The following is a 26,727-nucleotide window of genomic DNA, read 5'->3' on the forward strand; positions in this document are numbered from 1 at the left end:
GTTATTGCATTACAGAAATGCTCAGCCAAAGGAAGAACCATGTCCCACGTTGCGATCGCCCTGTTTGCGCGGCCGGAATGCCCGGTCGGCGGACCGGCCATGCTCAACGACCTGCTCGCCCACTTCGAAGGGATGATCTACCGCTGCCGCGTCGACTACGCGTGGAGCATCGAGTTCGTCAGCGCAGGTTGCAAGACATTGACGGGCCATGACGTCGATGCCTTCATGGACGGGACGGTGCACTTCGGTGAACTGGTGCATCCGGACGACCGCGCCATGGTGCGCAATGCGATCTACCGCGCGCTGCAGTACAACCGCCGTTACAGCATCGAATACCGCATCGTGCGCGCCGATGGGACCGAGCGCTGGGTGTGGGAGCATGGCACCGGCATCCGCCACGCGGGCGGCGTGTGTATCGCGCTCGAAGGATTCGTGCAGGACATCACCCAACGGCACGAAGCCGAGCAGGCGTTGCACGAGGCGGAGCGTCGCTATCGCAGCATTTTCGAGAACGCCGTCGAGGGCATCTTTCAATCGACGCCGGACAAGGGCTACCTCGCCGTCAACCCGGCACTGGCCCGCATGTACGGCTACGACTCTCCGCTGCAGATGATCGAGACACTGCGCGACATCGATCACCAGCTGTATGCCGACCCGGGCCGCCGCGCCGAATTCCTTCGCCTGATGAGCGAAAACGGCCAGGTCATCAACTTCGAATCGCAGGTCCGCCAGCGCAACGGCAATGTGATCTGGATTTCCGAGAATGCGCGTGCCGTGCGCGAGGCGGGAGGGCGCATCCTCTTCTATGAAGGCACCGTCGTCGAGATCACCGAACGCAAGGTGTACGAGGCGAGGATCCGCCACCAGGCGACACATGATGCACTCACCGGCCTGCCCAACCGCAACCTGCTGTCCGACCGGCTCGAGCAGGCGATCCGCCAGTCGCAACGCAATGGCGACATTGCCGCCGTGGCATTCATTGATCTCGATCATTTCAAGTTCATCAACGACAGCCTCGGGCATCCGATCGGGGATGAACTGCTCAAGGTCGTCGCCGCGCGGCTCAAGTCCTGCATGCGGGCGACCGACACCGTCGCCCGCCAGGGCGGCGATGAATTCGTGATCGTGCTCTCCCACCAGAAGAACCTGGAAGCAGTGACCGACACCATCCGGCGCATCATCACCGCCGTCGCCGAACCGTCACAAGTCAATGAACTTGCGCTGCACATCACCTGCAGCATCGGCATCAGCGTCTTTCCTTCCGACGGTCATGATGCCGAAACGCTATTGCGCAATGCGGATTCCGCCATGTACAAGGCCAAGGAACTCGGCCGCAACAACTTCGAATACTTCGCCGCCGAAATGAGCATGCATGCGACGCAGCGCCTGGAGCTGCTGACCAGCCTGCGCCGCGCGGTGGCCAATGATGAGTTCGTGCTGCAGTACCAGCCGAAGATTCATCTCGCCACGGGAGAACTGGTCGGCGCCGAAGCGCTGATCCGCTGGTGCCATCCCGCGCGCGGCATGGTTCCGCCGAACGCCTTCATTCCCATCGCCGAGGAAAGCGGGCTCATCATCGACATCGGCGCGTGGGTGCTGCGCACCGCATGCGCGCAGAACATCGCCTGGCAGAAGGCCGGCTTGGCGCCCATCCCGATTTCCGTCAACCTGTCGCCGCGCCAGCTGATGCGGGAGGATATCGTCGACCTGGTGGCGGGCGTGCTGCAGGAAAGCGGCCTGGCGCCGTACTACCTCGAACTTGAAATCACCGAGACCGTCGTCATGCGCGACGTCGATAAATCGCTCGTCATCCTGAAGAAGCTCAAGGAGCTGGGTGTGAAGATTTCGATCGATGATTTCGGCACCGGCTACTCGAGCCTGAACTACCTCAAGCAATTCCCCGTCGACACCCTGAAGATCGACCGTTCCTTCGTCAGCGACATCGTCACCGACCAGGACGACGCCGCCATCGTCAAGGCGGTCATCTCGCTGGCGCACATTCTCAATCTGCGTGTGGTGGCCGAAGGTGTCGAAGCGGAAGCGCAGCACCGGTTTCTGCTGGAGAACGGCTGCGATGAAGTCCAGGGCTACCACTTCGGCAAACCAATGTCTTTCGATGGCTTCGCGGAAGCGTGGTTGAAAGCCGGGGAGGGAAGTTGATTTTTTCGCAGGTTGCAGGACGTTTTCCTACGCCGCGGGAAATATGCTGACGCCGCGCGCGATATCCCATTCATTCTCAAGATAGCACGCCCCTGATTGTCCGTGCGCCGCCATGGTGCGCACCGTTTGCGTTCACACAAAGAGCATGCGCAGCGCATGTCACCTCCACTGAACTCTTCGAGGATTGCCGATCAAAGCGGGTACAAGGGCCGTGACAGGGACGCGGACCGAACCTGATCGATCAAGAGAATGAATGCGATGAGACGCAGACAAGAACAATCCATCGAAAACGCACAGGGCAATACGATCGCCATCCAGATCGCGCCGTGGTCGGACGTCAGTATCCAGTGTTACGAAAACGACGTGCCGGCCTTCGTCGGACCGGCGCTGGAAAAATTGTATGGCAACCTGTTTTCGTCGCTGGCGTATTACCGCGCTTTCGGCGGCGCCGACAATGCCAGCGCCTACGTGGTGCGGGACGGCAAGAACATCGTCTGCGCCTGGCTGTTCCAGCGCCATCGCAATACCGTGCGGGTGATCAACGAAGGCATCCGGGTGGACCAGGATGACCTCCTGCGCTTCGCCGGTTATATCTTCGGCAGGTATGCCAACGTCGATGTCATTTCCTTCCACGCGGTGCGCGCGAACCTGGTCGACGTCCCCCTGCCCTGCCAGCGCTTCAACTGCCTGGAGGACATGGTGCTCACGCTGCCCAGCAGCGCCGAGAACTACACCGCGAGCCTTGGACGTTCGACGCGCAGCTACATTCACCGCTACACGAACAAGCTCAAGCGGGATTTCCCCTCATACGAATTCCGTGTCCTCGGCCCGGGCGAGATCGAGGAACACCAGGTCCGGCATATCATCGGCCTCAACCGCCTGCGCATGGCGAGCAAGGGCAAGGAGTCAATCAACGACGAGGACGTCACGCGCCGCATCGTGCAGCTCGTGCGCGAATGCGGCCTGGTCGGCGTCATCACGATCGACGGACACATCTGCGCCGGATCAATCAATTACCGCGCGGGCAGCAACTACTTCCTCGAAACGCTGGCGCACGACCCCGCCTATGACGACTATCGCCTCGGCACCTTGTGCTGCTACCTGACCATCTGCGAATGCATCCGCAGGGGCGGCGGCGAGTACCACTTCCTGTGGGGGCAGGACGCCTACAAGACGCGCCTGCTTGGCGTGCAGCGCGATCTCGACGACCTCGTGGTGTACCGCTCCTGGCTGCACATGGTGTTGTACGGGAAGCTGGTGATGCACCACGTGTGGCATGCCGCAGTCCGGCGCACCCGCGTCTGGGTGCGGCAGATGCGGCGGCGCGACAGCCTGGCCGGGCGGCTGGTCAGCCGTGTGTGGCGCCTTGTCCGCGGCGCCGGTGTCGTCAAGTCCTAATGCGCAGCCGCCAGTTCCCGCTGCGCCCTTTCCGCATGGGCGAGGATGCGTCGCAGCACCCCGTGCATATCCTCCGGCAGGTTCTGGCGCAACGCGGCATGGATGGCTGACACCAGCGCTTCCTCGCCGCGCTCGCAATCGGCCACCAGCGACGCGCGCATATCTCCCGACAGCAGCGCCTTGATCCCCGCCAGCATATGCGCGATGGCCTCCCGGTCGGGATCGGGCTGCTGCGGAAGGTCGTCGATCGCGTGGATCTGCACGGCCAGTTCGGCGGCCAGCTGTTGCCGTTCATCGGCCAGTGCCGTGAAAACTTCCGCCAGCCGGTCATTGCCCAGCTCCGAAGCGGCGGCTTCGTAGTGGTCGGCGGTTTCGAAGCAAAGCTTTTCCACGGCATTGACGGACATTTGCCGTTCATCCCTGAGCAACATGAATCTCCTCCTTCCTGCTTTCCAGGTAGGCGGGCGGCACGTACACCGTGACGGCGCCCGCAATCATCTCGAAGATGGCCGGCGTATGCGATACCGCCTCCCCGTCCGCGCTAATGCGCATCGTCCTGCTGGTCGTGATGCGGATGCTGCGGCCCCGCTCGATATCGACCGGATGGTAATCCTCGAACTTGCCGGCACGGAACGCAGGCGCATACCTCACCAGCTCCCATATGCTGCGCGGCTCGATGCTGTAAAGAAAAAACAGCCGGTCGTCAATGCTCGCCTCCTCGGCAATGGTCATTCCGCCGCCGTAATGCCTGCCATTGCCGACCGAAATCTGGATCGAGCGCACCCGCTTGCGGCGCCCGTCGCAGACGATGTCCGCATGGAAGGGGCGGAACGATGAGAGCGCCTTGAACAGGCTGCGCGCATACCCGAACACGCCCCAGCGTCGTTTCACATCCGTCGACAGGTGTTCCCGCGCATGGACGCCCAGGCCGATATGCGCGGCATTGAAAAAGTAGCGGTCATTGACGCGGCCCAGATCGATCCTGTGCAGCAAGCCGCCCGCGATGATGTCGCTCGCCTGGTCGATGTCGACGGGAATCTGCAGCGTGCGCGCAAGGTCGTTCGCGGTGCCCATCGGCAGCACACCGAGCGGCAGTCGCGTTTCGATCAATGCCGGCGCAGCGGCATTGAGCGAGCCGTCGCCACCACCGACGACGGCAAGGTCGACATCTGCTGCATGCCGCCGGATCATTTCCGGAATCTGCTCCGGACGATCCAAGGCCCAGGGCAACACATCCATGCCGCTCCGCTTCAGGCGTTCGGTGACAGCGTTAAGGTCGGAGGTTCCGCTGCGGCTCTTGCGGTTGACGATAAGTAACGCACGCTTGGGCACAGCCTCTCCCGTTAACCCGTTGCCTGTAGCTATGACATTTGGGGCCGGGCACGGTTCCGCCTTTCCCAGGGAGCATGCCTTGGATCAAAGCCGCCGGTGCACTGGCGATGCACGAGGAAGGCCACCTTGTGTGGCGGGAGGACGATTTTCGCTAAAAGAACCAGGTCACCAGAAGCCGCGTCATCTGTGTCTGTGGCAATGCGCCATACTCGCTACCGGCATGCCCGCTGTTGCGCTGCCATTGCACGGCCAGATCGACCTTGTCCCAGCGATAGCGGGCCTCGAGCCATTGCATGCGGCTGCGATCGTCGAGATTCACGCGCGCCATTGCGATCAAGTCGAGATGGCTGGTCATGAAATCCTGCCAGGAAGCGCGCATGAACACTGCCTGTCTGGTAGGGAGATCCTGTATATCGGCCGCCACTTTCCGGTATTGCACATAAGCGGGAAGCGGCCCTCGGCGTAACGCATCCCATGTCTCTCTGTTCAGGCCGGCACCGTTGTATGCGTACTCCAGCGTGAGCGAAATCCGGGTCAGCAGGGTATAGGTGAGGCCGGTCGACAGCCGCGAGCGAAAGGCTTTGTCCTCCGCGCCATCAAGCGCCTGCGACAGCATGGACCTGCTTTGTCCACCGGACCACTCCACATGGGCCACCGTGGCGTCGTTCAACAAGGCTGCCAGGTTGAAGCCGAGCTGTGGAGCGCGATGGTCCTCGCCATACAACAGCCATTGCGGACTGATCCCTTCCGCCAATTGCTGGGTGACCGCAAGCAGCCAGCGGTTCTGCCGGTTCGTGGCCCCCAGGTCGGCGTTGAACGGGGCATCGCTGCGCTCCGTCGCCAGTTTCGGCGAATAGAGGACACTGAACGAACCGCTGTCCCACAGTGTCTGGGCGCGCAGCATGACACTGCCGAGACGGTTTCTCCGAAGGCTGTTCGGATCAGCGGAAACGACCGAGCGCACCGCACCGGCCTTGAAAAAATCGGTCGGGTTATATCCCGAAGCAACACCATGACGGGCATTGATACGCCCCAGATCGACAATCTGGTCGGACGTGCGCTGCCAGCTGAGATACGCTTCCTTCAGCGTGTTGACGCTGCTCTGGTCGGCAGGATCGTTCTGCCAGTTCACATCGATCCGGTTGGCCAGTATTGCGCGCCATCCCGGCACCAAAGACTTGTCCAGGGAAAAATCGAGCGACAAACGCGTGTTCTCGGCCGAGGCTGCCCCCATACGCTGCGTCGCGTGGCCTGCCGCCGCTTCCACGAACAACTGCCAGTCGCGCCCCTGCCGGCTTTCGGAAGATGGTGCCTTATCCGCAATCGACAACGCATCCAGCTCCGAAGTGTCCGCCTGCGCGGGGCCGGCCAGCAGCAGCAAAACAGCAAACACGCGCATTGCTTATTCAGGCTTGAAACGCGGCAGGTAATCGCGCTGCAGCCAGGTCTCCGGGATGTCACGCCATGCGTAGTCGGAATAGCGCATCACGGTGACCCAATTCGGATCCAGGCCGTCGATGATGACCGTTTCGGTCGGCCGTTCGATGCCGAGCTGCGGTTGATAACGGCGGAAGAAGGCCGTTTTCAGCAGCTTGCCGCTCTCGGTGTAAAAGCGCCCTTTGACCGGACGGCTGTTGCTGGTATCGATCCACATTTCGATACTGTGATACGTGACGTCCGGCGTGCGCGCCTTCAATGACAGCTTGTAGCAGCGACGCATTTGCCGGTCGCCGTCCTGCATGTCCTCCTCGCCGACCAGCTGCGCCTGGTAATCTTTGGCGAAGTTGACGGTGACTACATCACCGTTCGCCGCCTGCCCCAGCAAGCGCTGCTGCGGTGATATACGGATGCTCGCCTTGTTCGACGGATCGTAGAACCACAAATCGTTGCCATTCTTGAGCATCAGCTTGTTGACGTCCCGCTCAGGGGCGACAAATCGAATCAGGCTGCGAAACTGCCCGCTGTTCGGGTCCGCCTTCGAATAGACCGCCAGCGTGGTATTGCCAGTCTGCTTGTTGTTGCGGTACTCGAGCATTGTGGTGACGAGGCCGAACGGCTTGCTCGGGTTACGGATCGCGTCGCTGGCAACCAGGATCTCCTGGGCGTCCGGCGCGGCAAGGACCGGCGCGGCAAATGCCAGTGCCAATGCAAAGGTCATCCATCGTTTCATGATTTTTCCTTATACGTGACGCAACGCATCGACCACATGCAACCTGGCCGCGCGATTCGCCGGCCACCATGCGGACAACACCGCTACCAGGATCAAGCCCGCCGCGCTGCTCACGATCAGACCGGATTCGCCCCACAGGCGCACCGTCAGCGGTACCGGCTCGACCCGTCCCGGCGGCAACCAGGTGAGCCCGCTGTGGTTGACGATAAGGGCCAGCCCAAGAGAAACCGCGATACCGAGCGTCGCGCCGATTGCGCCCAACAGCAGGCCTTCGAACACGAACAGACGACGTATCCCGCTGCGGCGCAGGCCGACCGCGCGCAAGGTGCCGATTTCCACCGTGCGTTCCATTACCGCCATGCTCATCGTATTGCTGACCGTGAACAGAACAATGGCCGCGATCAGCACGGAAATGAAACTGAAAATGGCGTCGAACATGCCGATGCTTTGTCCATAAAACGGATTCAGCGTCGTAAATTCCTGGACCACCAGCGACTCGTCGCGGAAGCTCGTCGCCAGCAACTGCTCCAGTCGCGCCGTTGCCACCGGTATCTGGTTGGTATGCTTGAGCTGCAGCACGACCGCCGTCACCTGAGGCGCAGCATTGCCGTAGATCAGCTTCTGCGCCTGCGTCAGATGCATCAGCACTGCGACATCGTCAACCTCCTTGACGCCCTGAGCCTCGGCCTTGACCACATTCAGGCTGGCGACATTCGGAGCGCCGTGCACATTGGCGGCCAGAATTTCGATGCGTGCCCGGGTCGGCTCCTGCACGTCGGTTTTTTCCAGACTGGACAATGCGGCGATGTCGGCGGGCGCCGCGTCCTGCCCCTCATGTGCGCGTAGCGGAGGTTGGGGACAGTTCAACACATTCAACTGAGCGCACAGTTGCAGCACGCGCGCAACGCCATTTCCGATCACGGCTGCATCGCTGTCGGTCCCGGTCAGCGACTGCGTGCGCACACGCATCGGAAGATCGTAATCGTTCCAGCGCCGCATCTGGTTCTGGTCTTCGACCACCAGCCCGGTACCACTCACGGTACGCGACACGCCCGCAGCGAAATTGCCGGCGATGCCTCCCACCTGCAAGGTCGGCGTCACTACGGTCACCATCGGTCCCAGTATCGGGTCGTTCTTGACGGTGTCGACAATGCGCGCGTAATCGGCAATACCGTAAGCAGCCGGATTGCCACTGCCGAACAAAAAATAATCCTTGTGCTGGATCTGCAGGTGACCGCTGCGCTGCACATAGCTGGTTTGCAGCCCGTAGGTGATATTGCGGCTGTAGCCGCCGAACAAAAGGATGGAGCTGGATCCGATGATCATCGCCAGCAAGGTAGTTACGGAACGGCGCCGGTTGCGGAGCAGGTTACGCAAGGCGAGCAACATGGTGTTCATAGGGCGCAGTCCTCAATGACGTGTTCATTTTCATCGCGACGTTGAATCGATACGATGCGTCCGTCGCGCATCTTCACGACATCGTCTGCAGCCGCCAGCACCTGGGGATCGTGAGAGGAAAATACGAAGGACACCTTGTGATCGCGTTGCATCTGGCGCATCAGCGAGATGATGGCTTGACCGGTGTGGCTGTCGAGATTGGCGGTCGGCTCATCAGCCAGTACCAGTTGCGGCGACGGCGCCAGAGCGCGCGCGATGGCAACCCGCTGGCGCTGGCCCCCGGAAAGCTGGCCTGGACGATGCCTCCCCTTGCCGGCGAGGCCGACTGCCTCGAGCAGGGTTTCAACGCGTTGCTTGCGCTGCGCTGCGGGCACGCGCGACAGCAGCAGCGGGTACTCGACATTTTCGTAAGCGGTCAGCACCGGCAGCAGGTTGAAGGTCTGGAAAATGAAGCCCAAGTGCCGGGCGCGGAAATCGGATACCGCATCGTCGGACAGCTTGCCGACGTCCTGGCCGGCGACGATCAGCTCTCCCTGATCAGGCCGGTCAATGCAGCCGATGATGTTGAGCAGCGTGGTTTTGCCACTCCCGGAAGGACCGGAAATCACCGTAAAACGATTGGATCGAATTTCGAGGTTGATGTCACTCAGGGCCGACACACCTACCGAGTCCAAGTGGTAGGTCTTGCTTGCCCGCTTCAGAACAACTGTATCCACGCTATCCCCTGTCAAAGAATCTGCAAACGATCCGATACCCGCCTCCGGCATCAAGCGTGCGATGAGATGCATCGAGGAAGCCGGCCGGAAGCATGTTTGTGCCGGGTTGTGGTTCGCTTCAACGACCCATTTCTCTCCGTTGTCCGAAGCAGTTTCCGCAGCCGAGGAGAAAAACCTCGCTGAAAAAGCTGGCGAGTCCATCTAGGAATTGTCTTTTTTACAAGAATGAACGGGGCGGATTTTACATTTAGAAAAACTTAACCATCTGACACTGTTTTGCATAACTGACATTATTTCGATATCGGGTAATGATATAAAAATGACAATTGAGCTCAGTCAGTAGTCGGACCGGCCGCCCCTTGTACGGCAGCCGTTTTTTCCTACCTCGCCCGAAAAAGTCGAACAAATATGCGGATCAAGACACAAAAGAAGGATGGCGCTGATTACTTTCAGCCAAGTAACGCGACCAGCGACGATGAATGCCTGGTCGTGGACGCAGGGGCTGTTCTTGAAGGGCTAGGCATAACCGATTCCCTTCAGGCTGAAGACGCCGAACGTTATGCCGTCATCCCGTCCGCGGGGGATACGATCGTCGCGAAGCTCCAGCATCATGCGGCGCTCAAGCCGACGAACACGGCCTATGTCTTCCTTCGCGATGGCGAGAACGACGAGCATCGCATTACCAACGCCGATCTGTATGCAAGCGTACGCACGATCGCCGCCCGCTTGCAGCAGCGCAAACTGAAGGGTAAGCGCGTCCTGCTGATTTACCGGCAGGGCATCGAGTTCATCGAAGTGTTTTTGGGCTGCCTGACGGCGGGGGTGATCCCGGCGCTGGTCAACCCGCCGTCGACCTCCCGGATGGTCAAGCGGATCGAGCGTATCGTCGCGGATGGCGATTTCGCGATGATCCTGACGGATGCCGACGGCAACGGCATCCTTGAAGGCTATGTCGCAGAGACGTCCGAAGCCGATGGCGTGACTGTCGACAAGCTTCCGAGACTGGTCACTTCGGATATTCGTGCTGCCGAGGAGGATTGCTTCATCGATGAGGCGATCAGCCCGGGTGACATCGCCTTCCTGCAGTACACGTCCGGCTCCACGGGGAATCCCAAGGGGGTCATGGTCAGTCATTCCAACCTGATGGCCAACATGCGCGCCATCGAGCACACCTTCTCCTATAACGACAAGTGCATCGGCGTTTCCTGGCTGCCGATCTTCCATGACATGGGCCTCGTCGGATCGACGCTGCATCCTCTCTACATCGGCGCGCCGCTGATCTTCATGTCGCCGCTCCATTTCATCCAGCGCCCCGTGCGGTGGCTGCGCGCGATCTCCAAATACAAGGCAACACATTCGGGCGGACCAAATTTCGCCTATGACTACTGCGTCCAGAAGATCAAGGAGAAGGACCTTGAAGGTTTGGACCTTTCCAGCTGGCTCGTGGCATTCAACGGGTCCGAGCCAGTACGCAATCAGACGGTCAAGGACTTCTACGCTGCGTTCAAGGACCACGGACTGCGACCGGACGCGCACATGGCCGTTTACGGCATGGCCGAAAGCACACTACTGCTGACGGGCACCCGCAACAGCGATGCACGCAACCCGGAAGGCTGCCAAGGCTACGCGACCAGCGGATTCGTGGCGCCGGGACATGACTTGAAAATCGTCGACCCCCTAACCTGCGAAGTCCTTGAAGATGGCCACATCGGTGAAGTTTGGGCCGCCGGCCCCAGCATCTCTCCTGGCTATTACAACGCCGGGGACGCGAATGCAGAGACGTTCAACTTCTCGCTGCCAGGCCAACGAGGCGCCTATCTGCGGACCGGTGATGCCGGATTCATGCAGGACGGCCAGCTCCATGTCACCGGCCGGCTCAAGGCAATGTTGATTGCCCGTGGCCGCAACATCCATATCGAGGACATTGAATGGGCCTTGGGCCAGATGAATGAGCTGGCACCCAATTCTTCCACGGTATTCCTCCTCGACGAAGAGGATCCCGATAGCGTTGTCGTTGTCGCCGGACTCAAGAAGTTCTCGGAACAGGAGACCTGGCCTACGCTGTGCGATGCGATATCTGCGCGTATCTACGAGGAATTCCAGATCAAGGTAAGCCGGGTGGTCTTGATCCGGCCGCGCGATCTGCCGAAGACGACAAGCGGAAAAATCCAGCGATCCGTCACCCGCGACCGTTATCTGGAACGTGAGCTGCCCAGTCTTGGCGAATACGCGCTTCCGATCGAAACACGGGAGGGGCGTCTTTCCTGCTCAGCCCGCTCGACGAAAGAGCCGAAATTTGCCACTACGCCCAGAGAAATCGAGTTAGCTGCGATCTTTGGCGAACTGCTGGATCTTGATCCCAAACGGATAGACATCAACGAGAATTTCTTTGCGCTGGGCGGCCAATCCATCCAGATGCTGGAACTGGCGAACCGGCTCGACGAAGATGTCGCGGTTCTCTTCAGATATCCAAGCATTGCCAGCTATTTGTACCGCAGCGAGGAGTATCAGTTCCCTGCTGTGGAAGAAGACATCTGGCTGCCGGCGGCCAATGCCGAAGAGCGCCCGCCGACCAAATATTCTCTCCTCACAGGCGCTAACGGGCTGATGGGCGTGCATCTTCTGGCGTCGTTGCTCGCGGCAACCGATCATCACTTCACCTGTCTGATCCGGGGCGGGGACGATGAAGAGGTCGAGCGGAAATTTTCCCGGGCCGTCAGCTACTTCAAGCTGGAGGAAAAAATCGACCGTCGCCGGGTCACGCTCCTGCGCGGCGACTTCGGACAGGACAGGCTCGGCCTCTCGTCCGTAGAGTACGCGAAACTTGAAGACAATATCCAGCGCATCTATCACGTCGGCTCGCACGTCAATAACTGGCTTCCCTATGAGGGAATCAAGGAGGTCAATGTCGAAGGAACACGACGGCTGCTGATCCTCGCGCGCTCGGGGCGGAAAAAATCCTTTCACTACGCCAGCACGAGTACCTTCTCTCCCGACAAGGATGACAAGGCCGTCTTCATGGAATCGGATGTCATCAGCCCGCGGGATATCAATAAGTACAACGGCTACGACATCAGCAAATATGCCAGTGAGGCGCTCTGCGAGCTTTCCCGCAAGGATGGCTTCGATTGCAACATCTACCGCCTGGTCTGGGTCGGGGGCCAGCTCGCGACGGGGCGATCAAAGATCAATGATGGTCTCAACATCATGCTGCGCATCCTGCTCACATTGGGGGTTTATCCGAAGGGAAATTATCTCCATGACATCATGCCGGTTGACCTCATGGCCGATGCCGTCGCGTCCGTTCAAGGCAAGGCGCACAGCACTTCCTTCAACATTACGAGCCAATCCAACGAATCGATTAACCTGCTCAAGATCGTCGCGATGCTCGAAGCCATGGGCTACACATTGCAAGAGGTCAGCATCGAAAAATTCGTCGATGCGATGAAGAGCTACCCCATGGACGCCTGGGATGAGCATTGCCGCTCCTACCGGCAACTGATCATTCGCATGTTCGAGAACGGGGTGAAGGCGGAGTCCTACTACGACAGCAGCAACTTCAAGTCGCATCTGGACGTGTCCGTGAAGTCGCGACTCGAAGCGCGCTTTGTCGATGAGTATTTCCAGCGCATCGTGCTCTTTCTCATTCGCCAGGGCGCCCTGCCAACGCCAAGCGGTGGAACCTATGAAGAGGATGTCGCTCGCATCGAAAGCTGGCAGGAAGCGCCGGAGAATGGCGGCGCGCAATTGTGTCTCCACCAGCTTTTTGAGGCCCAGGCGGTCAGAACCCCCGAGGCCGATGCCCTCATTGACGGGCCGAGACGGCTGAGCTACCGCGCGCTGGATGAGCGCGCCACGCAGATCGCCCATTACCTCCAGAACGGCGGCGCGGTGCGCGGCGATTTCATCGGCATCTGCATGGATCGCACTTTCGACATGTATGCGAGCATACTGGCCGTCATGAAGCTGGGGGCGGCTTATGTCCCGCTTTCACCAAGCTACCCGAAAGAGACGCTCGCCCACATCGTCAAGGACAGCAGCGTGCGCGTGGTCATCGCCGATGATCGCTCGATTGCCCAGGCGGGCTTGTTCGACACCGCGCCCATCAATCTCGACAATCCGAAGGTGAGCGCGGCGCTGTCCAGCTTCGGGGCCCGACCGCTTGACGCGAAGACCGCCAACGCGGCGCAGCCCGAGGATCTTGCCTATGTGATCTACACGTCCGGCACGACGGGCCAGCCCAAGGGCGTCATGATCGAGCACCGCAACGTCGTCAACCATGCGCTCTGCATGGTCGAGCATTTCGCGCTGAAGCCCGGAGATAACGTCCTGCAGTTTGCCAGCATGAACTTCGACTCCTTCATCGAGGAAGTCTTTCCGGCACTGAGCCGTGGAGCGGCGGTCAGTCTCATTGGCGATCGCGAACGGCTTGACATCGACGTTCTGCGCGCACGTGTGAAGGAATGCGGCGTCACGATACTGAAGTTCCCGACAGCCTTCTGGCATCGTATTGTCAATGTCGAGTTCCAAGGGCTCGGGGTGCGTCTGGTGGGGATTGGCGGCGAAGAGGCCGATATCGGCAAGTTCCGTCAGTGGATCGAGGTCAATCCGACTATCCCGGTCATCAATACCTACGGGCCCACCGAGACCGCTGTGACCGCCACAGTGGCGTTGCTGAATGCCGATCACGCCAAGCGCGCCCGTCTTCCCATCGGCAGGCCGCTTCGTAATACGCGGGCCCATGTCCTCGATGATCAGTTGATTCCGGTGCCCGTCGGCACTATCGGCAATCTCTATCTATCCGGCGCGGGCGTCGGACGCGGATATCTCAATCTCCCGGAGACAACGCGCGCGACCTTCCTGAAGCCGAATGACATGCCCGGCGTGGAAACGCTCTATAAGACGGGAGACCAGGTACGCTGGACGCCGGAAGGGGAACTGGAGTTTTTTGGCCGCGCCGACAATCAGGTGAAGGTGCGTGGGTACCGGATCGAACTGAGCGCGATCCAGAGCACGCTCAGCGAGCATTCCGACATTGCAGGTTCGGCTGTCGCCGTGGAGAAGCACGGCGACGACAAGCGTATCGTTGCTTATGTCCAGACCGCGCGATCTCTCAGCCCGGAAGCTGTCAAGACCTACATTCGCCAAAGGCTTCCTGCCTTCATGACCCCGGATGTCGTCATCCTGGTCGACAAAATCCCCATGTCGCCGAACGGCAAGGTCGACATGCGTGCGTTGGCGGAGCTCGCCGTAGCGCCTTCTGACCGGAGCGATGCTTTTGCGGCGCCGGAAACAGTGCTTCAGGCGCAGTTGACGGAGCTGTGGTCCAATTTCCTCGGGCTGCAGAACATCGGCATCGACGATGACTTCCTGAACGCGGGCGGACACTCGCTCCTTGCGATCAGCATGTTGCAGCGGCTTTACCAGATCTCGGGCGTGAAGGTATCCATCGATGACTTCTACCAGTTCCCAACCATCCGAGAACTGGCCGAGCACATTTCCTCTTCCGAAGGAAAATCCACCTGCGGCACCGGCATCGTGGAATTCCACGGTCCTTCCCGCGGGACGGAGACTGACAAGCAGGGCAAGCGACTCTTCCTGATCCACGGCGTCGGCGGCAACCTGGCGACGTTCTATCCGCTGGCGTCCGCCGTTCATACGGCCTTGTCTGAAGGGGGCCATGAACGCGTGCGCCTCTACGGACTCCATACCACCTCCGCCGACTCGCCGGTCATGGCGTCGATGCAGAATATGGTTGAGCGCTATGTGGCGGAGATTACGGCGGTCCAATCGAATGGTCCCTACCTCATTGGTGGCTGGTCCTTTGGCGTCAGTGTTGCGTTGATGGTGGCCCATGCGCTTGCCGAACGGGGAGAGGAGATCGCTAGTTTCGTGTCGATCGACGCGCAGGCGCCCCGGGTTCATGCTGATTTCACGGAGTTCCTCGCACAGAGTGGCATCTCAAGCCCGGTCGATCTTTACGGGGATGCGTATCTCCATGCTGCCTTGCAACGGTTTGGCGCGCGTTTCGGCTTCCGGGACACGACGCCGGAAGGGCTCAAGGACAAGCTCCATACCTTCCTGGGATATCCCGCCGCAAGTTCCGTGGAGGAACGCGACGCGCGCAACATGGTGGCGGTGACCAATCTCTTCAACGCAGCGGGCTCCGAGCCAACACCCATTGCCGTAAAAAACGCCCTCCTCCTGAAGGCCTCCGACACCTGGTTCGAGGGCTACGAGGAAGGCTGGTCGACGATCCTGACGGCCACGAATTTCAGCCACCGGGAAATCGAGGGCGATCACTGGTCGATCATGAGCCACAAGCGGACGGCGCAAGCCATCGCGGATTTTGTCCGACACTGAAAACAATGACTAACAGAGAAATCCGACTTTTACGCGCCATCTTTATCGCAGCCGCGATCTGGAACCTGTGTGGTGGCGTGCTCGGCTATTTCAATCCGGGCCATGCCTTCATGCTCCTGTTTGACCGCAGCGCGGATGATCCCGTCCTGCTGTCGGTGTTTCAGGGGGCTACCGGAACGACCTTTACCTATTTCTTTGGCTACCTGATCGTGGCGTTCAATCCGCTGCGGCATACCGGCATCGTCATTGTCGGCGGCATCGGCAAGTTGGGTTTCGCGATACAGATGCTGAAGTTTCATGCGGCGGGGCTTGCCAATGCGAACGCGCTCATCGTCGTCGTCGGGGACATGGTCTTCTGCGCCTTGTTCCTCTACTACTTCTACCGGCTAATCAAGACCGGCAACCGATTGATTTAAGGGGAGGCGTGCGATGACTGAAACAGCGAAAAGAAGCGTGCTTTTTGATCCGCTCACTATTGGAGGGATGACCATCCCCAGCCGCATCATCAAGACCGCGACCACCGAAACCATGAGCACAGAGGATGGCTTTGTCACCGATGAGCTCGTTGCCTTCTATGAGCTTTATGCCGAGGCCGGAACACCGCTGATCATCACCGGAAATTTCTATACCCAGCGCTCGGGGCGGGTCTACAACCGGATGCCCGGGGCAGACCATGATGACAAGATTCCTGGGATGAAGCGGATGGCGGATATCGCCCATCGGCACGGCTCGAAGATTTGTGCACAACTATCCCATGCCGGCAGGCAGGTGTTTCAGCCTGCGACCCTTGACGATCCCGTATCGGCATCGGCAGTCTCCGACAAGTTTTCGGGAATCAAACCGAGGGAAATGCGCATCGATGAAATCCGCAGCTTTGTCGAAGGCTTTGCCCGCGCCGCCGAGCGCTGTCAGCGTGCAGGCTTCGACGCCATACAGATCCACGCCTCGCAGGGATACCTGCTGAGCCAGTTCCTGACTCCCTATACCAATCGGCGGCAGGATGCTTATGGCGGTAGCGCCGAAAACCGGCTGCGTATCCTGCTTGATATCTTGAAGGCGGTGCGGGAGCGGGTCGGCGAAGGCTTTCCTATCCTGATCAAGCTCAATGGCGATGATGCGCTGCCGCTGCGCAAGGGGCTCAAAACGCCGGACCTTGTCGAGATTGCGCGGGTGCTGGAGGATCACGGGCTCGACGCGGTGGAGATCAGCGTTGGCCACTACGAATCCGGCTTTCCGACCATCCGGGGCAATTTCAACCGTTTCTTCGACACGCTTCTCAATGAGGGCATCGGGCAGGAATATCCGCGCGGAAAACAGCGCAGCATGCGCCTCTCAAAAGGCATCCTGGCCGCCCTGAGCAACCGGTTGTGGCCGCATAGCGAGGGATTCAATCTTGGCTATGCCGAGCAATTCAAGCGTGCGCTGAAAATTCCGGTGATCTGCGTGGGCGGCTTTACCGGACCGGACGCCATGGCAGAGGCGATCAATACGGGACAATGCGATGCCGTGTCGATTGCCCGTGCGATGATCGCCGATCCCTATCTTGTCCGCCACATTCGCAGACAGGAAATCGGCCCCCAATGCCGGTTCTGCAACGCCTGCCTTGCCCACGTAGGCGCGCGCGCCGTCGATTGCTCTCATCCCGAGGTCGTTACGGAACGGGCAGCGATGCTCGAACGCGAAAGGAAGCGCTGCTTTGGAAATGCTGCCTAGCCTTCTCTCGGGCGTGCCGGCCTTCCTCGCGCTCGTCGCCGCGGGCTACGCGCTGGGTATCGTCGGCAATGTTGGCGGGCCGCTCTTCGTCCTGATTCTCCTGACGGTTGACCACCTGCCGACGACGACAGCCATCGGTACGGCGATGTTCGTGTCCTGCCTCATCAGCCTCTTTGCGTTTGTCGGCCACTGGCGGCGTAAGAACGTCGTCATGGACTACGGCTTGATTACCGGCTTTGCCGGGGCGATCGGCTGTTTTTTGGGCGCGCTTTTCGCGCAGCGTGTTCCTGTTCGCGTCCTTGAGCCACTCTTGGGCGTCGTCGTCCTGATCATCCCGACGATCGGTCTGGTGCGACTGGCAAAGCGCGTCCGGCCGTCCCCGGCGAGGGATGTCGCTGGCCCGGCCCCGATGATCGGGACTGCTTTCTTTAAGGCGGCCGGCGGGGGCATGGGTATGGTCGTGGGGTTCTTTTGCGGTGCCTTCGGTCTGGGCGGGGCCACACCCATTGCCGCGCTTTCGCGCATGCTCCTGCAGCAACCCATGCGGTTCTGCATCGGATCGGCCTATCTGGCTGCGCTTTGCATCTCCCTGGTAGGGACCGCCTTTTACGCCGTCAATGGGCAGATCGAACTCCGATACGCGGCCCTTCTTTCCATAGGCTGCGGGCTTGGCGTCTATTTGTCGACGCGCGCGGTCAGCCGTATTCCCGACCGCATTCTCGAAGCGCTCATGCTGACCACCATGGTGGCGATGGCGATCTTCACTCTCTTTGACAGCTGGAAGGCCCTATGACGCCGTACATTCTTCCTTTCGACTCCCACCGGAACGAGGCCGCGCGGGAGATCGGCGGCAAGGCACTCAATCTCTGCCGTTTGCGGCGGAACGGCTTTCGCGTGCCTCCAGGCTTTTGCGTGAGCGTTTTGGCCTTTGACGCGATGCTCGCCGCGAATCCCCCGCTCAGCGCCTTGATTGACCGCTGGTTCGCCGGGCTGACAAGCCATGAGACCGTCCGCGCGGCATGGGAGGCCGCTGCCTGGCCGGAAGTCTTGTCGGAAGAGATTGACAGGGCGGTGGCCGGACTTGACCCGGCAGAGCCTCTGGCCGTTCGCTCCTCGGCCATCGTGGAGGACTCCAAGCAATTCTCCTTTGCCGGCCAGTTCGAAACGAAGCTCGGCATTGCCGGTGGCGATGCATGCCGGCGAGCGCTCAAGTCCTGTTGGGCGTCGCTTTGCAGTGAAGTGCTGCGCCAGCATGCGATTGACCATGCCCTCACGCGACATGACCTCAAGATGGCGGTCGTCGTGCAAACCATGATCCGCCCGCGCGTTGCCGGCGTCCTCTTTACGGTGGATCCGATGAGCCAGGACCGCGACCGGCTGCGCATCGAGGCGAATTATGGGCTGGGCGAAGCACTTGTTTCTGGAGACATCACGCCGGATTCCGTCGTCGTCGACAAAGTGAGCGGTGCAGTCATCGCGCAGGAGATCGCGCACAAGGCGAGCCACCTTCGCTATGAACGCGGGTCGGTCGTCGATCGTCCCGTGCCGGAGTGCTTGCGCGATGTGCTTAGCCTGAGCGCGGGGGATATCGGGAAACTCGCCCATGAAGCCCGGCGAATTGAGGCTTGGGCGGGTAGACCGCAGGATATCGAATGGGCTTTTGACGGCGAGAATCTTTACATTGTCCAGAGCCGGGACATTACGACCCTTGCAGACATCGACAGTTCGCTCTTCACACCGCAAGTCATCGAGGGCTCATGGACGCGGGAGAACATGTCCGAGCGGTTCTACAAGGTGAATACGCCGTTCACGATCTCCACGCTCTACCCGGCCCTGGAGAAGGGCCTTGAAGCGACCTTCAATCGCATCGGTATCCGGGCCGACAAATCGTCGTTCGGTCCGCTGATCCGGGTGTTTTACGGACGCCCCTATCTCAATAAATCCCTTGTTGCCCATGCGCTGAAGGGCATCAAGGTCGACAAGACGCAGATGGAGGCCGTGCTCGGGAAGCGCGAGAACATGGGGTTCAATCCGCGACTGCCGCTGATCGCGATCGGGGTGCTGCGGATGATTTCCGAGGGCTTCAAGGATTGGGAAGCCTATCAGCGCGAAGCGCTTGATCCGCTCGTGGTCCCTTCCGAGGCGGAACTCGCGGCCAAGAGCCTGCCCGCGCTGCGCCAGTTGCTTGACGCACAGCTCAAGATCTTCGAGCAGTACTGGGTCGTCCACATGATCAATGTGCGCTGTGCCGACTTTTGCCAGAAGATCATCCGGATGCTCCTTGGTTGCGTTCACGCGTCGGAAGAGGAAGCCTTCGATGCGTTTTGCCGCTTGAGTGCCGGCTTCGCGGAGAACATCACCTTCGATAGCGACGCCGAACTCCATCGCATCTCCCGCCTCATCCTGAAAAAGCCGAATCTCGCCACGGCCTTGGTGAGCGGATCGCACGCAGCCTTCCAGCGGGCGCTCGGCGCAGATCCGGCAGGCCCGGAGATCGCCGCGCGCTTTGACCGGTTCATCGCGCGTTTCGGCTTCAAGCTCGAGCATCAGGAATTCCATGACCGGCAATGGCGAGACAGTCCCGAACTGGTCTGGCAACACATCGCCGCTGCGATGAACGGGCAAGACGAGGATCCGAAGACGCGCGTCCTGAAAAAAGTGAAAGAGCGCGAACATGCCTTTGCGGCGACGCTCTCCCGCTTCAAGGGACCACTCGGGTTCGTTCTCCGCCCGGTCTTCAAGTCCATCTATCGCAAGATGTGCGATTACATTCCCGCTCGGGAGAACGACCAGTTCCATTTCGGAAAGCTTGTCTATGTCATGCGCCGCACGCTCATCCACACAGGTAAGCGGCTCGTGGAAAGCGGGGTGCTCGCCGGCGAGGACGACATCTTCTTCCTGGAGCTGGAGAAGATCCCGGCGTCTACCGACGGTGCGGTGGATCTGAAAGGTTATGTCGCTCGGCAAAGAGCGCTCTTTGCACATTACGAAGCAATGGACATCCCTTACGACATCAACGATGACGCCAAGCCGGCCCAAGGCGCTAACGCACGGGCGGGCTGGACGGGATATGGCGTGAGCAAGGGCATTGTGACTGCTACCGCCAGCATCGCGCATGATCCTTCGGAGCTGAATTCCGTCGGCGACGGTTGCATCCTCGTAACCCATTCGACTAATCCAGCCTGGACTCCGGCATTCGGCCGGATCGCGGCCCTTGTGACTGAATCCGGCGGCATGCTCTCCCACGGAGCGATCATGGCGCGGGAGTATGGGATTCCCGCCGTGCTCGGCGTACGCGGGGCGACTTCGCTCATCGCCACCGGCGATGCGATCACGGTCAATGGCACCGAGGGCCGTGTCCGCCCTGCGCCCGCGTCGTTGCGCCCGGGAGTCGGAGACACCGAGGAAAGCGCGTCAACCTGCGGGACCGAACAAGGGCTTGCCTGACGAATTTCAACTGCAGGCTGTGAGAGGGGTGAGGAGAGAATGGATTTGACGGGTGCACTAGAACTGCCTTGCGGCGCGCGGCTCAAGAACCGCGTCGTCAAGGCCGCCATGTCGGAAGGCCTCGCCGATCGCCATGACCACGCGACGCACGGCCATTGCCGGCTCTACGAAAACTGGGCTCGCGGCGGCGCGGGCCTCCTGATCACCGGGAATGTCATGGTGGATCGGCGGTATCTGGAGCGGCCGGGAAACGTTGTCCTGGAAGATGAGAGCGGGATGTCCAGGCTCCAGGCATGGGCGGCTGCCGGAACTTTGGGGAACACGCATCTCTGGATGCAAATCTCCCATCCAGGACGGCAATGTCCCAAGCTTGTCTCCAAGGCGCCGCTAGCTCCCTCGGCCGTCCAGCTCGATTTGCTCGGTAATTTCGCGAGGCCTCGTGCGATGACCGAAGACGACATCGAAAATGTCATCGAGCGATTCGGCAAGACAGCAGCGCTGGCACAGCAGGCCGGTTTCACGGGCGTCCAGATCAATGCCGCCCACGGCTATCTGATCAGCCAGTTTCTCTCGCCCAAGGTCAATCGGCGCGATGACCGTTGGGGCGGCAGCCTCGCGAATCGTGCAAGGCTCTTGCTCAGCATAGTGGCACGCATTCGCAAGGTGGTGGGCGCCCATTTCCCGATCTCGGTCAAGCTCAATGCCGCAGATTTCCAACGGGGCGGTTTTGATCTTGCCGACAGTTGCCACTGCGCGCTGTGGCTGGCCGAAGCCGGCGTTGATCTGCTTGAGGTGTCCGGCGGGAGTTTTGAGCACCTGCGCCTCCTGGGATACCGGGGCGATCCGGACACCGCGGAAGACCCGGATGTCGCCGCGAACGCGGTCAAGGCCGGGTATTTCACGGATTACGCCCTGGCGATTGCCGAAGCGCTCCAGGGGGCGAGCAAGCCGATGCCTCTCATGGTGACCGGCGGCTTCCGCACACGGGAGGCCATGGAGCGCGTGCTGGCGCTAGGCGGCATTGACGTCGTCGGTCTCGCGCGCCCGTTCTGCGCTACCCCCGACCTTGCCGACAAGCTTTTGCGCGGCGACACCGCTCGGGCTGAGCTGTGCGTACAGCGGCACGCCGACGGCGTCCTGCATCGCTGGCTCATGCGCTTCAAGACGTACCGCGTCTTGCGTGTCCAGGGCGAGGTGGCCTGGTATGCGCGGCAGTTGGCAACGCTTGCGGAGGGACGTGATCCGGAGGGCGATTCGTCGCTGGCGCTGGCACTCGTCAGGCACATGTCGGCAGACATGGCGCACGCCTTGCGTCGCAAACCGCCGGTGACCGGTATGGCGAATTAGGATCATGATCCGAATGGACGGTCACATGCGTGCCCTCGTTTTCCTTGTCGTCATGATCTCGGCGGGTGTCGGTGCCCGGGCGCAAGACCTTCTGGGCTCCGATCGAAAGGCCTATGGCAAAGACGTACGGATTTTCAGCACAACGCAGAGTGGGGATCGCTATGAGACGGTGACGGGCAGGGTGCTGATGGATGGCACGCTGGCGGCCCCCGCGAAACTGTTCTCCGATGTCGAGGGCTTGCCCGGTTGGATCGAAAATCTTGCGAAGGTCCAGGAAATCGGGACGCGCGATCTCACCGACCGGACGATTTACATGCGGTACTCGGCGCCGGCGGGCTTCGACGATCGCGATGGCCTCATGCGATTTGTGGCGTCCAAGGAAGCCGACAGGGTCATCATCCTGGCCTTCGAAGACATTCCGGCCTTTCCAATGCAAGCCGATGCCGTTCGCATGACAGACGTCCGGGGACGGTTTCGGGTCGAGCAGGTGTCTCCAGGCACGCTGGCCGTCGAATTCCGGCTGCATTACGATTCGAGCGCCAAGCCGGTCACCCTTGCGAATCTCAGCGTGAGGCATCAAGTCAAGCAGACGCTCGTGCGGATGCGGCAACGCATTGAAGGCGCGTTGCGAGGTGCGAGCTTCGACGACGACCTGGCGCGCGCCTTGGGCATTGAATGAAGACGGCACGCCTGGAAGATCTCCTGGCGGAAGACGTCCCTGGGGATTCCGACAGCTTTGCGCGCTTCGGTGAGCATTCCTGGCCCTCGCTCGGACTGACCGCCTGCCTGTGCCGCTTTTCGGTGGCGCGTTTTGACGACAAGCTCTTTGCCCGCCATGGTGTGCCATTCAGCCCGTCGCTCTCACGCTCGGTCAGGAAGAGGCGGGCGGAATTTCTGGCCGGGCGCCTGTGCGCGGCGCAGGCGCTCACGCGCCTCGGCGCTCCGGGCTTGGTGCTGACCGGGCCGGACCGCAGTCCGGTCTGGCCTGTGGGCATGATCGGCTCGATTACGCACTGCGACGAAACAGCCATTGCGGTGGCTCAGAATGAAGAGAATTTCTGCGGCGTGGGCATCGACCTCGAACGCCGTGCGGCCTGCCGGAACGCAGCGCTCGACGTGCGGCACTTCGCCACTGACGCAGAGCGCGGCGTGCTGGCGCAGGCCGGGATCGCCAGCGAGGATCATGCCGTCATTGCCTTTTCCATGAAAGAGAGCTTTTTCAAGGCAGCCTATCCGCACGTCGGCCGTTATTTCGGCTTCTCGGCCGTATCGATAGTTGGTGCCGACCGAAGCCTCCGCAAGGTATCGCTGGTCGTCGCTCAAGATCTGGGCGTCAAGCTCAAACAAGGTCTGCGGGTCGCAGGAGAATACGTTGCTCTGGGAGACGCATTCATGTCAACCGCGGTGACGATCCCGGTTATGGCGCTACGTAACGATTCCTTGTAAGACAAAATCCGTGATTCCCTCGGAATGAAATTGCCACATTGCAATTTTTGATCTGAATCAACTTTCCCGCAAGATACCAACAGTAGCATGCAGCGGCAACCGACGCTGCGTCCCGGAAAGACCCGCTGCAGTTGTACGACCGGCCGCAGAAAAATCAATAAACAGAACAGGGCTTGTCCATTGGCGCATGCCCACTGAAAGGGCTTTTCATGGTGAAGAACATATCGATCCGGTTCCGTCTCATTTTTGTCCTCGGATTTCTCTCGGTACAACTCATCGTTGGCGCCATCATCGGCATCGGCGCGCTTGGCCTGGCCAACGATGCGATGCGGTCGCTGTATGAAGACCGCCTGGTGGCGCTTGGCGAGCTCGACCAGATCATGCGCATGCTGACAATCAACCAGCTGCACGTCGCCAAGGCCGTCTCCGACGATCCGGAGGAGGCGAGCAAGCTGATGGATGAGGTCGATGCCAACGTCGTCCAGGTCAACCGGCTCTGGGACACCTACATGCAGACCAGCCTCACGCCCGAGGAGCGCCGCATCGCCGGAGAGTTTGCCGAGAAGCGCAAGCTGTTTGTCACCGAAGGCATCAAACCGGCGGTGCAAGCCCTGCGCGCGCGCGATACCAAGCTCGCCCAGGAGCTGGTGCACGGCAAGATGGAGGCGCTCTTCGAGCCGGTGCAGGAACGCATCAATACACTCATCCAGCTCCAGCTCGATGTGGCCAAGAAAGACTTCGCGGACTCGCAGTCGACGTACGACCTGGTGCGCATCAGTTGCGCGATCGCCTTGCTTGGCGGGCTGCTGCTTGCGGCCTTTATCGGCGTGTGGTTGATCCGTTCCATCATGATTCCGCTGGATACCGCGGTGAAGATCGCCGACGCCATCGCCGCCGGCGACCTCACGCAGCGGGTCGACATCAGCTCGAACAACGAAACCGGGAAGCTGATACGCGCGCTGAAGAACATGAACGACAGCCTGGTCGATATCGTGACCCGGGTGCGCGGCGGCACCGACACCATCCAGAATGCATCGAGCGAAATCGCGGCCGGCAACCGCGACTTGTCGGCGCGCACCGAACAGCAGGCGGGATCGCTGGAAGAAACCGCCTCCTCGATGGAGGAGCTCACCTCGACCGTGAAGCAGAACGCTGATAACGCACGCCAGGCAGACCAGCTAGCGATCTCCGCCTCGGAAGTCGCCGTGCGCGGCGGCAAGGTAGTGGCGCAGGTGGTCGAAACCATGGGGTCGATCAATGCTTCGTCGAAGAAGATCGTGGACATCATCGGCGTCATCGACTCGATCGCCTTTCAGACCAACATCCTTGCGCTCAATGCCGCTGTCGAAGCGGCGCGTGCCGGCGAGCAGGGCCGCGGTTTCGCGGTCGTCGCGGCGGAAGTGCGCAGCCTGGCGCAACGCTCCGCAGCGGCGGCGAAGGAAATCAAGGCTTTGATCGACGATTCGGTGGAGAAGGTCGACAGTGGTGCGCGCCTGGTGGACGAGGCCGGAGCGACCATGGAGGAGATCGTGGAAAGCGTCAGGCGCGTCACCGACATCATGGGCGAGATCACCGCCGCGACGCAGGAACAGACCGCAGGCATCGAACAGGTCAACCAGGCCATCGCCCACATGGACCAGGCGACGCAGCAGAATGCGGCGCTGGTCGAGCAGGCTGCTGCGGCGTCGCAGGCAATGCATGACCAGGCCTTGCATCTGTCCGACTGCGTGATGGCGTTCAAGCTCGACGCGGCACAGGTCGCCCCCGCTCCGGCGGCGCCTGCCCCTCGGCTCGCTGTGGTCCGATCGTCTGTTTCTGTCCCGGAGCCGTTACCGCGGCGTTCCGTCAGCCGCGTGTCCGGTGGCGACTGGGAAGCGTTCTAGGCGATTGCCAGACCGCGCTGCAGCAGCGCCGAGAATCGTGGCAAGTCGATGTTCGACCCGCACACGATAAGTCCCACGCGCTTGCCGCGCAGTACTTCACGCAGCGGCCCAAACAGGCCTGCGGCCGCCGTCGCGGCGGCAGGCTCGGCGACCAGCTTCACATCGCGATAGAGGTGGGCCATGGCGGTGCAGATGTCGTCGTCCGCCACGCGCACCATGCCGTCGGCGAATTGCCGGCAGACGTCGAAGCTGTAGTCCATCGCATACGGCGCGCCCAGGCTGTCGGCAATACTGTCGACGCGCTCCAGCCGTTGCGGCTTGCCGGACTCGAAGCTGCGGGTCATCGCATCCGCGCCTTCGGGTTCGACGCCATACACTGCGCAGTCCGGCAAACGCTGTTTGACCGCGGCAGCAATGCCGGCCAGCAAGCCGCCCCCGCCGACCGGCACCAGCACCGCGTCGAGGTCCGGCACCTGCTCCACCAGTTCCAGCCCGACGGTCGCCGTACCTTGCGCGACGAGCGGACCGTCATAGGGATGGATCAGGGTACGGCCTTCCGCTTCCTCGATGGCCAGTCCGTGGCTGAACGCCTGGTGCACGTCGGGCATCAGGATCACCTCCGCCCCGTATTCCCTGCACGCTTCGATGCGCGCAGGACTGGCATGGCGCGGCATGACGACTTTCGCATGCACGTCGTTTGATCTTGCCGCCCAGGCAACGGCAATCGCGTGGTTGCCGGCGCTGACGGCGACAACGCCACGTTGCCGCGCGTCGTCGTCGAGCGCTTCAATGCTGTTGAGCGCGCCGCGCACCTTGAAGGTGCCGGTCTTCTGGAATAGTTCGAGTTTGAGCCAGACTTCCGTGCCGTCGCCAAAGATTTCCTTGACTGCACCGGTCTGCCAGCGCCACACCGGCGTGCGCAGCACTTTGCCTCTCAGGCGGTGAGCGGTATCCACGACGTCATGCATGGACGGATAAGAGCCCGACGCCGGGCTCGACTTGAGGGTCGACATGTGTGTTCTCCAAAACGGATTCGAATGCGGCGCGTCAGCGGTCGACGCGCGGGAGGATCAGCAAGGGGGGGCGCCAGGCACCGGAAAAACCGCAGCTCAGCGACCCTTGATAATTCGAATGATCGAAATGGAGAGAAGGGGGAGGCGCACACCGCCCGCAATAACGCTGGACGCACCCGTGCCCGCGCCGGCGGCGGAGCGGGAGAAGCGTGTCGATGCGGCGGGCTGTTGCGTGTGCATGCGTTGATCATGCCGAAAAAAGCTTGCACTGGCAAGCACGCGGCATACAGTCAATCATGAGAGGGAACCGATCATTCTAGCCCTAATTCCATGTTGCGTTG

18 protein-coding genes are annotated in these 26,727 nt (G+C 60.9%); 11 read left to right on the plus strand and 7 right to left on the minus strand.

The features are described 5' to 3' along the window. The first annotated feature begins 39 nt into the window (after positions 1-39). Together ACNOHI_RS15205 and ACNOHI_RS15210 are read left to right on the plus strand one after the other, a co-directional pair. Complete coding sequence (locus ACNOHI_RS15205) at positions 40-2,160, plus strand: putative bifunctional diguanylate cyclase/phosphodiesterase (RefSeq protein ID WP_420475526.1); 2,121 nt, start codon at positions 40-42, stop codon at positions 2,158-2,160. A gap of 258 nt (positions 2,161-2,418) precedes the next feature. Continuing rightward, positions 2,419-3,558, plus strand: coding sequence for a GNAT family N-acetyltransferase (locus ACNOHI_RS15210; protein ID WP_420475527.1), 1,140 nt, complete (start codon positions 2,419-2,421; stop codon positions 3,556-3,558). Here the strand turns inward: ACNOHI_RS15210 and ACNOHI_RS15215 are convergent. The 6 genes from ACNOHI_RS15215 to ACNOHI_RS15240 all read right to left on the minus strand — a co-directional run bounded on the left by ACNOHI_RS15215 (position 3,555) and on the right by ACNOHI_RS15240 (position 9,174). Continuing rightward, the gene (locus ACNOHI_RS15215) at positions 3,555-3,989 is read right to left on the minus strand and encodes a DUF2383 domain-containing protein (RefSeq protein WP_420475528.1); all 435 of its coding nucleotides are present in this window, start codon (positions 3,987-3,989) and stop codon (positions 3,555-3,557) included. The two genes, ACNOHI_RS15210 and ACNOHI_RS15215, sit on opposite strands and share 4 nt — an antisense overlap. Further along, positions 3,973-4,890: a lipid kinase gene (locus ACNOHI_RS15220; protein ID WP_420475529.1), complete on the minus strand. Its 918-nt coding sequence runs from the start codon at positions 4,888-4,890 to the stop codon at positions 3,973-3,975. The genes ACNOHI_RS15215 and ACNOHI_RS15220 overlap by 17 nt, the downstream gene beginning before the upstream one ends. Before the next feature lie 151 nt (positions 4,891-5,041). Then, a complete protein-coding gene (locus ACNOHI_RS15225) occupies positions 5,042-6,283 on the minus strand; it encodes a hypothetical protein (protein ID WP_420475530.1) in 1,242 nt (413 codons plus the stop codon). Between the two features lie 9 nt (positions 6,284-6,292). Further along, a complete protein-coding gene (locus ACNOHI_RS15230) occupies positions 6,293-7,060 on the minus strand; it encodes an outer membrane lipoprotein-sorting protein (protein WP_420475531.1) in 768 nt (255 codons plus the stop codon). Positions 7,061-7,069: 9 nt separating this feature from the next. Beyond that, on the minus strand, positions 7,070-8,458 hold the full coding sequence (locus tag ACNOHI_RS15235) for an ABC transporter permease (RefSeq protein ID WP_420475532.1): 1,389 nt from the start codon (positions 8,456-8,458) through the stop codon (positions 7,070-7,072). Beyond that, positions 8,455-9,174, minus strand: coding sequence for an ABC transporter ATP-binding protein (locus ACNOHI_RS15240; RefSeq protein ID WP_420475786.1), 720 nt, complete (start codon positions 9,172-9,174; stop codon positions 8,455-8,457). The genes ACNOHI_RS15235 and ACNOHI_RS15240 overlap by 4 nt, the downstream gene beginning before the upstream one ends. Before the next feature lie 408 nt (positions 9,175-9,582). Between ACNOHI_RS15240 and ACNOHI_RS15245 the strand changes: the two genes are divergently transcribed. From ACNOHI_RS15245 to ACNOHI_RS15285, 9 genes are all read left to right on the plus strand, one after another. After that, positions 9,583-15,537, plus strand: a complete 5,955-nt coding sequence (locus ACNOHI_RS15245; RefSeq protein WP_420475533.1) for an amino acid adenylation domain-containing protein — start codon at positions 9,583-9,585, stop codon at positions 15,535-15,537. A 5-nt stretch (positions 15,538-15,542) separates the two neighbouring features. Then, positions 15,543-15,953: a hypothetical protein gene (locus tag ACNOHI_RS15250; protein WP_420475534.1), complete on the plus strand. Its 411-nt coding sequence runs from the start codon at positions 15,543-15,545 to the stop codon at positions 15,951-15,953. A gap of 13 nt (positions 15,954-15,966) precedes the next feature. Next, positions 15,967-17,250: a hypothetical protein gene (locus ACNOHI_RS15255; protein ID WP_420475535.1), complete on the plus strand. Its 1,284-nt coding sequence runs from the start codon at positions 15,967-15,969 to the stop codon at positions 17,248-17,250. Next, a complete protein-coding gene (locus ACNOHI_RS15260) occupies positions 17,240-18,043 on the plus strand; it encodes a sulfite exporter TauE/SafE family protein (RefSeq protein ID WP_420475787.1) in 804 nt (267 codons plus the stop codon). The genes ACNOHI_RS15255 and ACNOHI_RS15260 overlap by 11 nt, the downstream gene beginning before the upstream one ends. After that, entirely contained in the window at positions 18,040-20,697 is a 2,658-nt protein-coding gene (locus tag ACNOHI_RS15265) for a PEP/pyruvate-binding domain-containing protein (RefSeq protein ID WP_420475536.1), read from the plus strand. Before ACNOHI_RS15260 ends, ACNOHI_RS15265 begins: the two co-directional genes overlap by 4 nt. A gap of 39 nt (positions 20,698-20,736) precedes the next feature. Further along, complete coding sequence (locus tag ACNOHI_RS15270) at positions 20,737-22,044, plus strand: NADH:flavin oxidoreductase/NADH oxidase family protein (RefSeq protein ID WP_420475537.1); 1,308 nt, start codon at positions 20,737-20,739, stop codon at positions 22,042-22,044. 25 nt (positions 22,045-22,069) lie between these two features. After that, positions 22,070-22,723: a hypothetical protein gene (locus ACNOHI_RS15275; protein ID WP_420475538.1), complete on the plus strand. Its 654-nt coding sequence runs from the start codon at positions 22,070-22,072 to the stop codon at positions 22,721-22,723. After that, positions 22,720-23,490 carry a 4'-phosphopantetheinyl transferase family protein gene (locus tag ACNOHI_RS15280; protein WP_420475539.1) on the plus strand — a complete coding sequence of 257 codons (771 nt, stop codon included), beginning with the start codon at positions 22,720-22,722 and terminating at the stop codon, positions 23,488-23,490. Before ACNOHI_RS15275 ends, ACNOHI_RS15280 begins: the two co-directional genes overlap by 4 nt. A gap of 209 nt (positions 23,491-23,699) precedes the next feature. Then, a complete protein-coding gene (locus ACNOHI_RS15285) occupies positions 23,700-25,373 on the plus strand; it encodes a methyl-accepting chemotaxis protein (protein WP_420475540.1) in 1,674 nt (557 codons plus the stop codon). Here ACNOHI_RS15285 and ACNOHI_RS15290 read toward each other — a convergent pair. Continuing rightward, the gene (locus tag ACNOHI_RS15290) at positions 25,370-26,386 is read right to left on the minus strand and encodes a threonine ammonia-lyase (protein WP_420475541.1); all 1,017 of its coding nucleotides are present in this window, start codon (positions 26,384-26,386) and stop codon (positions 25,370-25,372) included. The genes ACNOHI_RS15285 and ACNOHI_RS15290 overlap by 4 nt on opposite strands. Between the last annotated feature and the right edge of the window lie 341 nt (positions 26,387-26,727).

Source organism: Noviherbaspirillum sp. ST9 (genome assembly GCF_048799745.1).
In the GTDB taxonomy this organism is placed as follows: domain Bacteria; phylum Pseudomonadota; class Gammaproteobacteria; order Burkholderiales; family Burkholderiaceae_D; genus Noviherbaspirillum.

Excerpts from the sequence above, each read along its gene's own strand:
- ACNOHI_RS15245 (WP_420475533.1), top strand. The coding sequence starts at position 9,583 with ATGCGGATCAAGACACAAAAGAAGGATGGCGCTGATTACTTTCAGCCA.
- ACNOHI_RS15285 (WP_420475540.1), top strand. The coding sequence starts at position 23,700 with ATGGTGAAGAACATATCGATCCGGTTCCGTCTCATTTTTGTCCTCGGA.
- ACNOHI_RS15235 (WP_420475532.1), bottom strand. The coding sequence starts at position 8,458 with ATGAACACCATGTTGCTCGCCTTGCGTAACCTGCTCCGCAACCGGCGC.
- ACNOHI_RS15270 (WP_420475537.1), top strand. The coding sequence starts at position 20,737 with ATGGATTTGACGGGTGCACTAGAACTGCCTTGCGGCGCGCGGCTCAAG.
- ACNOHI_RS15255 (WP_420475535.1), top strand. The coding sequence starts at position 15,967 with ATGACTGAAACAGCGAAAAGAAGCGTGCTTTTTGATCCGCTCACTATT.
- ACNOHI_RS15290 (WP_420475541.1), bottom strand. The coding sequence starts at position 26,386 with ATGTCGACCCTCAAGTCGAGCCCGGCGTCGGGCTCTTATCCGTCCATG.
- ACNOHI_RS15210 (WP_420475527.1), top strand. The coding sequence starts at position 2,419 with ATGAGACGCAGACAAGAACAATCCATCGAAAACGCACAGGGCAATACG.
- ACNOHI_RS15250 (WP_420475534.1), top strand. The coding sequence starts at position 15,543 with ATGACTAACAGAGAAATCCGACTTTTACGCGCCATCTTTATCGCAGCC.
- ACNOHI_RS15280 (WP_420475539.1), top strand. The coding sequence starts at position 22,720 with ATGAAGACGGCACGCCTGGAAGATCTCCTGGCGGAAGACGTCCCTGGG.
- ACNOHI_RS15230 (WP_420475531.1), bottom strand. The coding sequence starts at position 7,060 with ATGAAACGATGGATGACCTTTGCATTGGCACTGGCATTTGCCGCGCCG.
- ACNOHI_RS15215 (WP_420475528.1), bottom strand. The coding sequence starts at position 3,989 with ATGTTGCTCAGGGATGAACGGCAAATGTCCGTCAATGCCGTGGAAAAG.
- ACNOHI_RS15275 (WP_420475538.1), top strand. The coding sequence starts at position 22,070 with ATGCGTGCCCTCGTTTTCCTTGTCGTCATGATCTCGGCGGGTGTCGGT.
- ACNOHI_RS15265 (WP_420475536.1), top strand. The coding sequence starts at position 18,040 with ATGACGCCGTACATTCTTCCTTTCGACTCCCACCGGAACGAGGCCGCG.
- ACNOHI_RS15260 (WP_420475787.1), top strand. The coding sequence starts at position 17,240 with ATGCTGCCTAGCCTTCTCTCGGGCGTGCCGGCCTTCCTCGCGCTCGTC.
- ACNOHI_RS15205 (WP_420475526.1), top strand. The coding sequence starts at position 40 with ATGTCCCACGTTGCGATCGCCCTGTTTGCGCGGCCGGAATGCCCGGTC.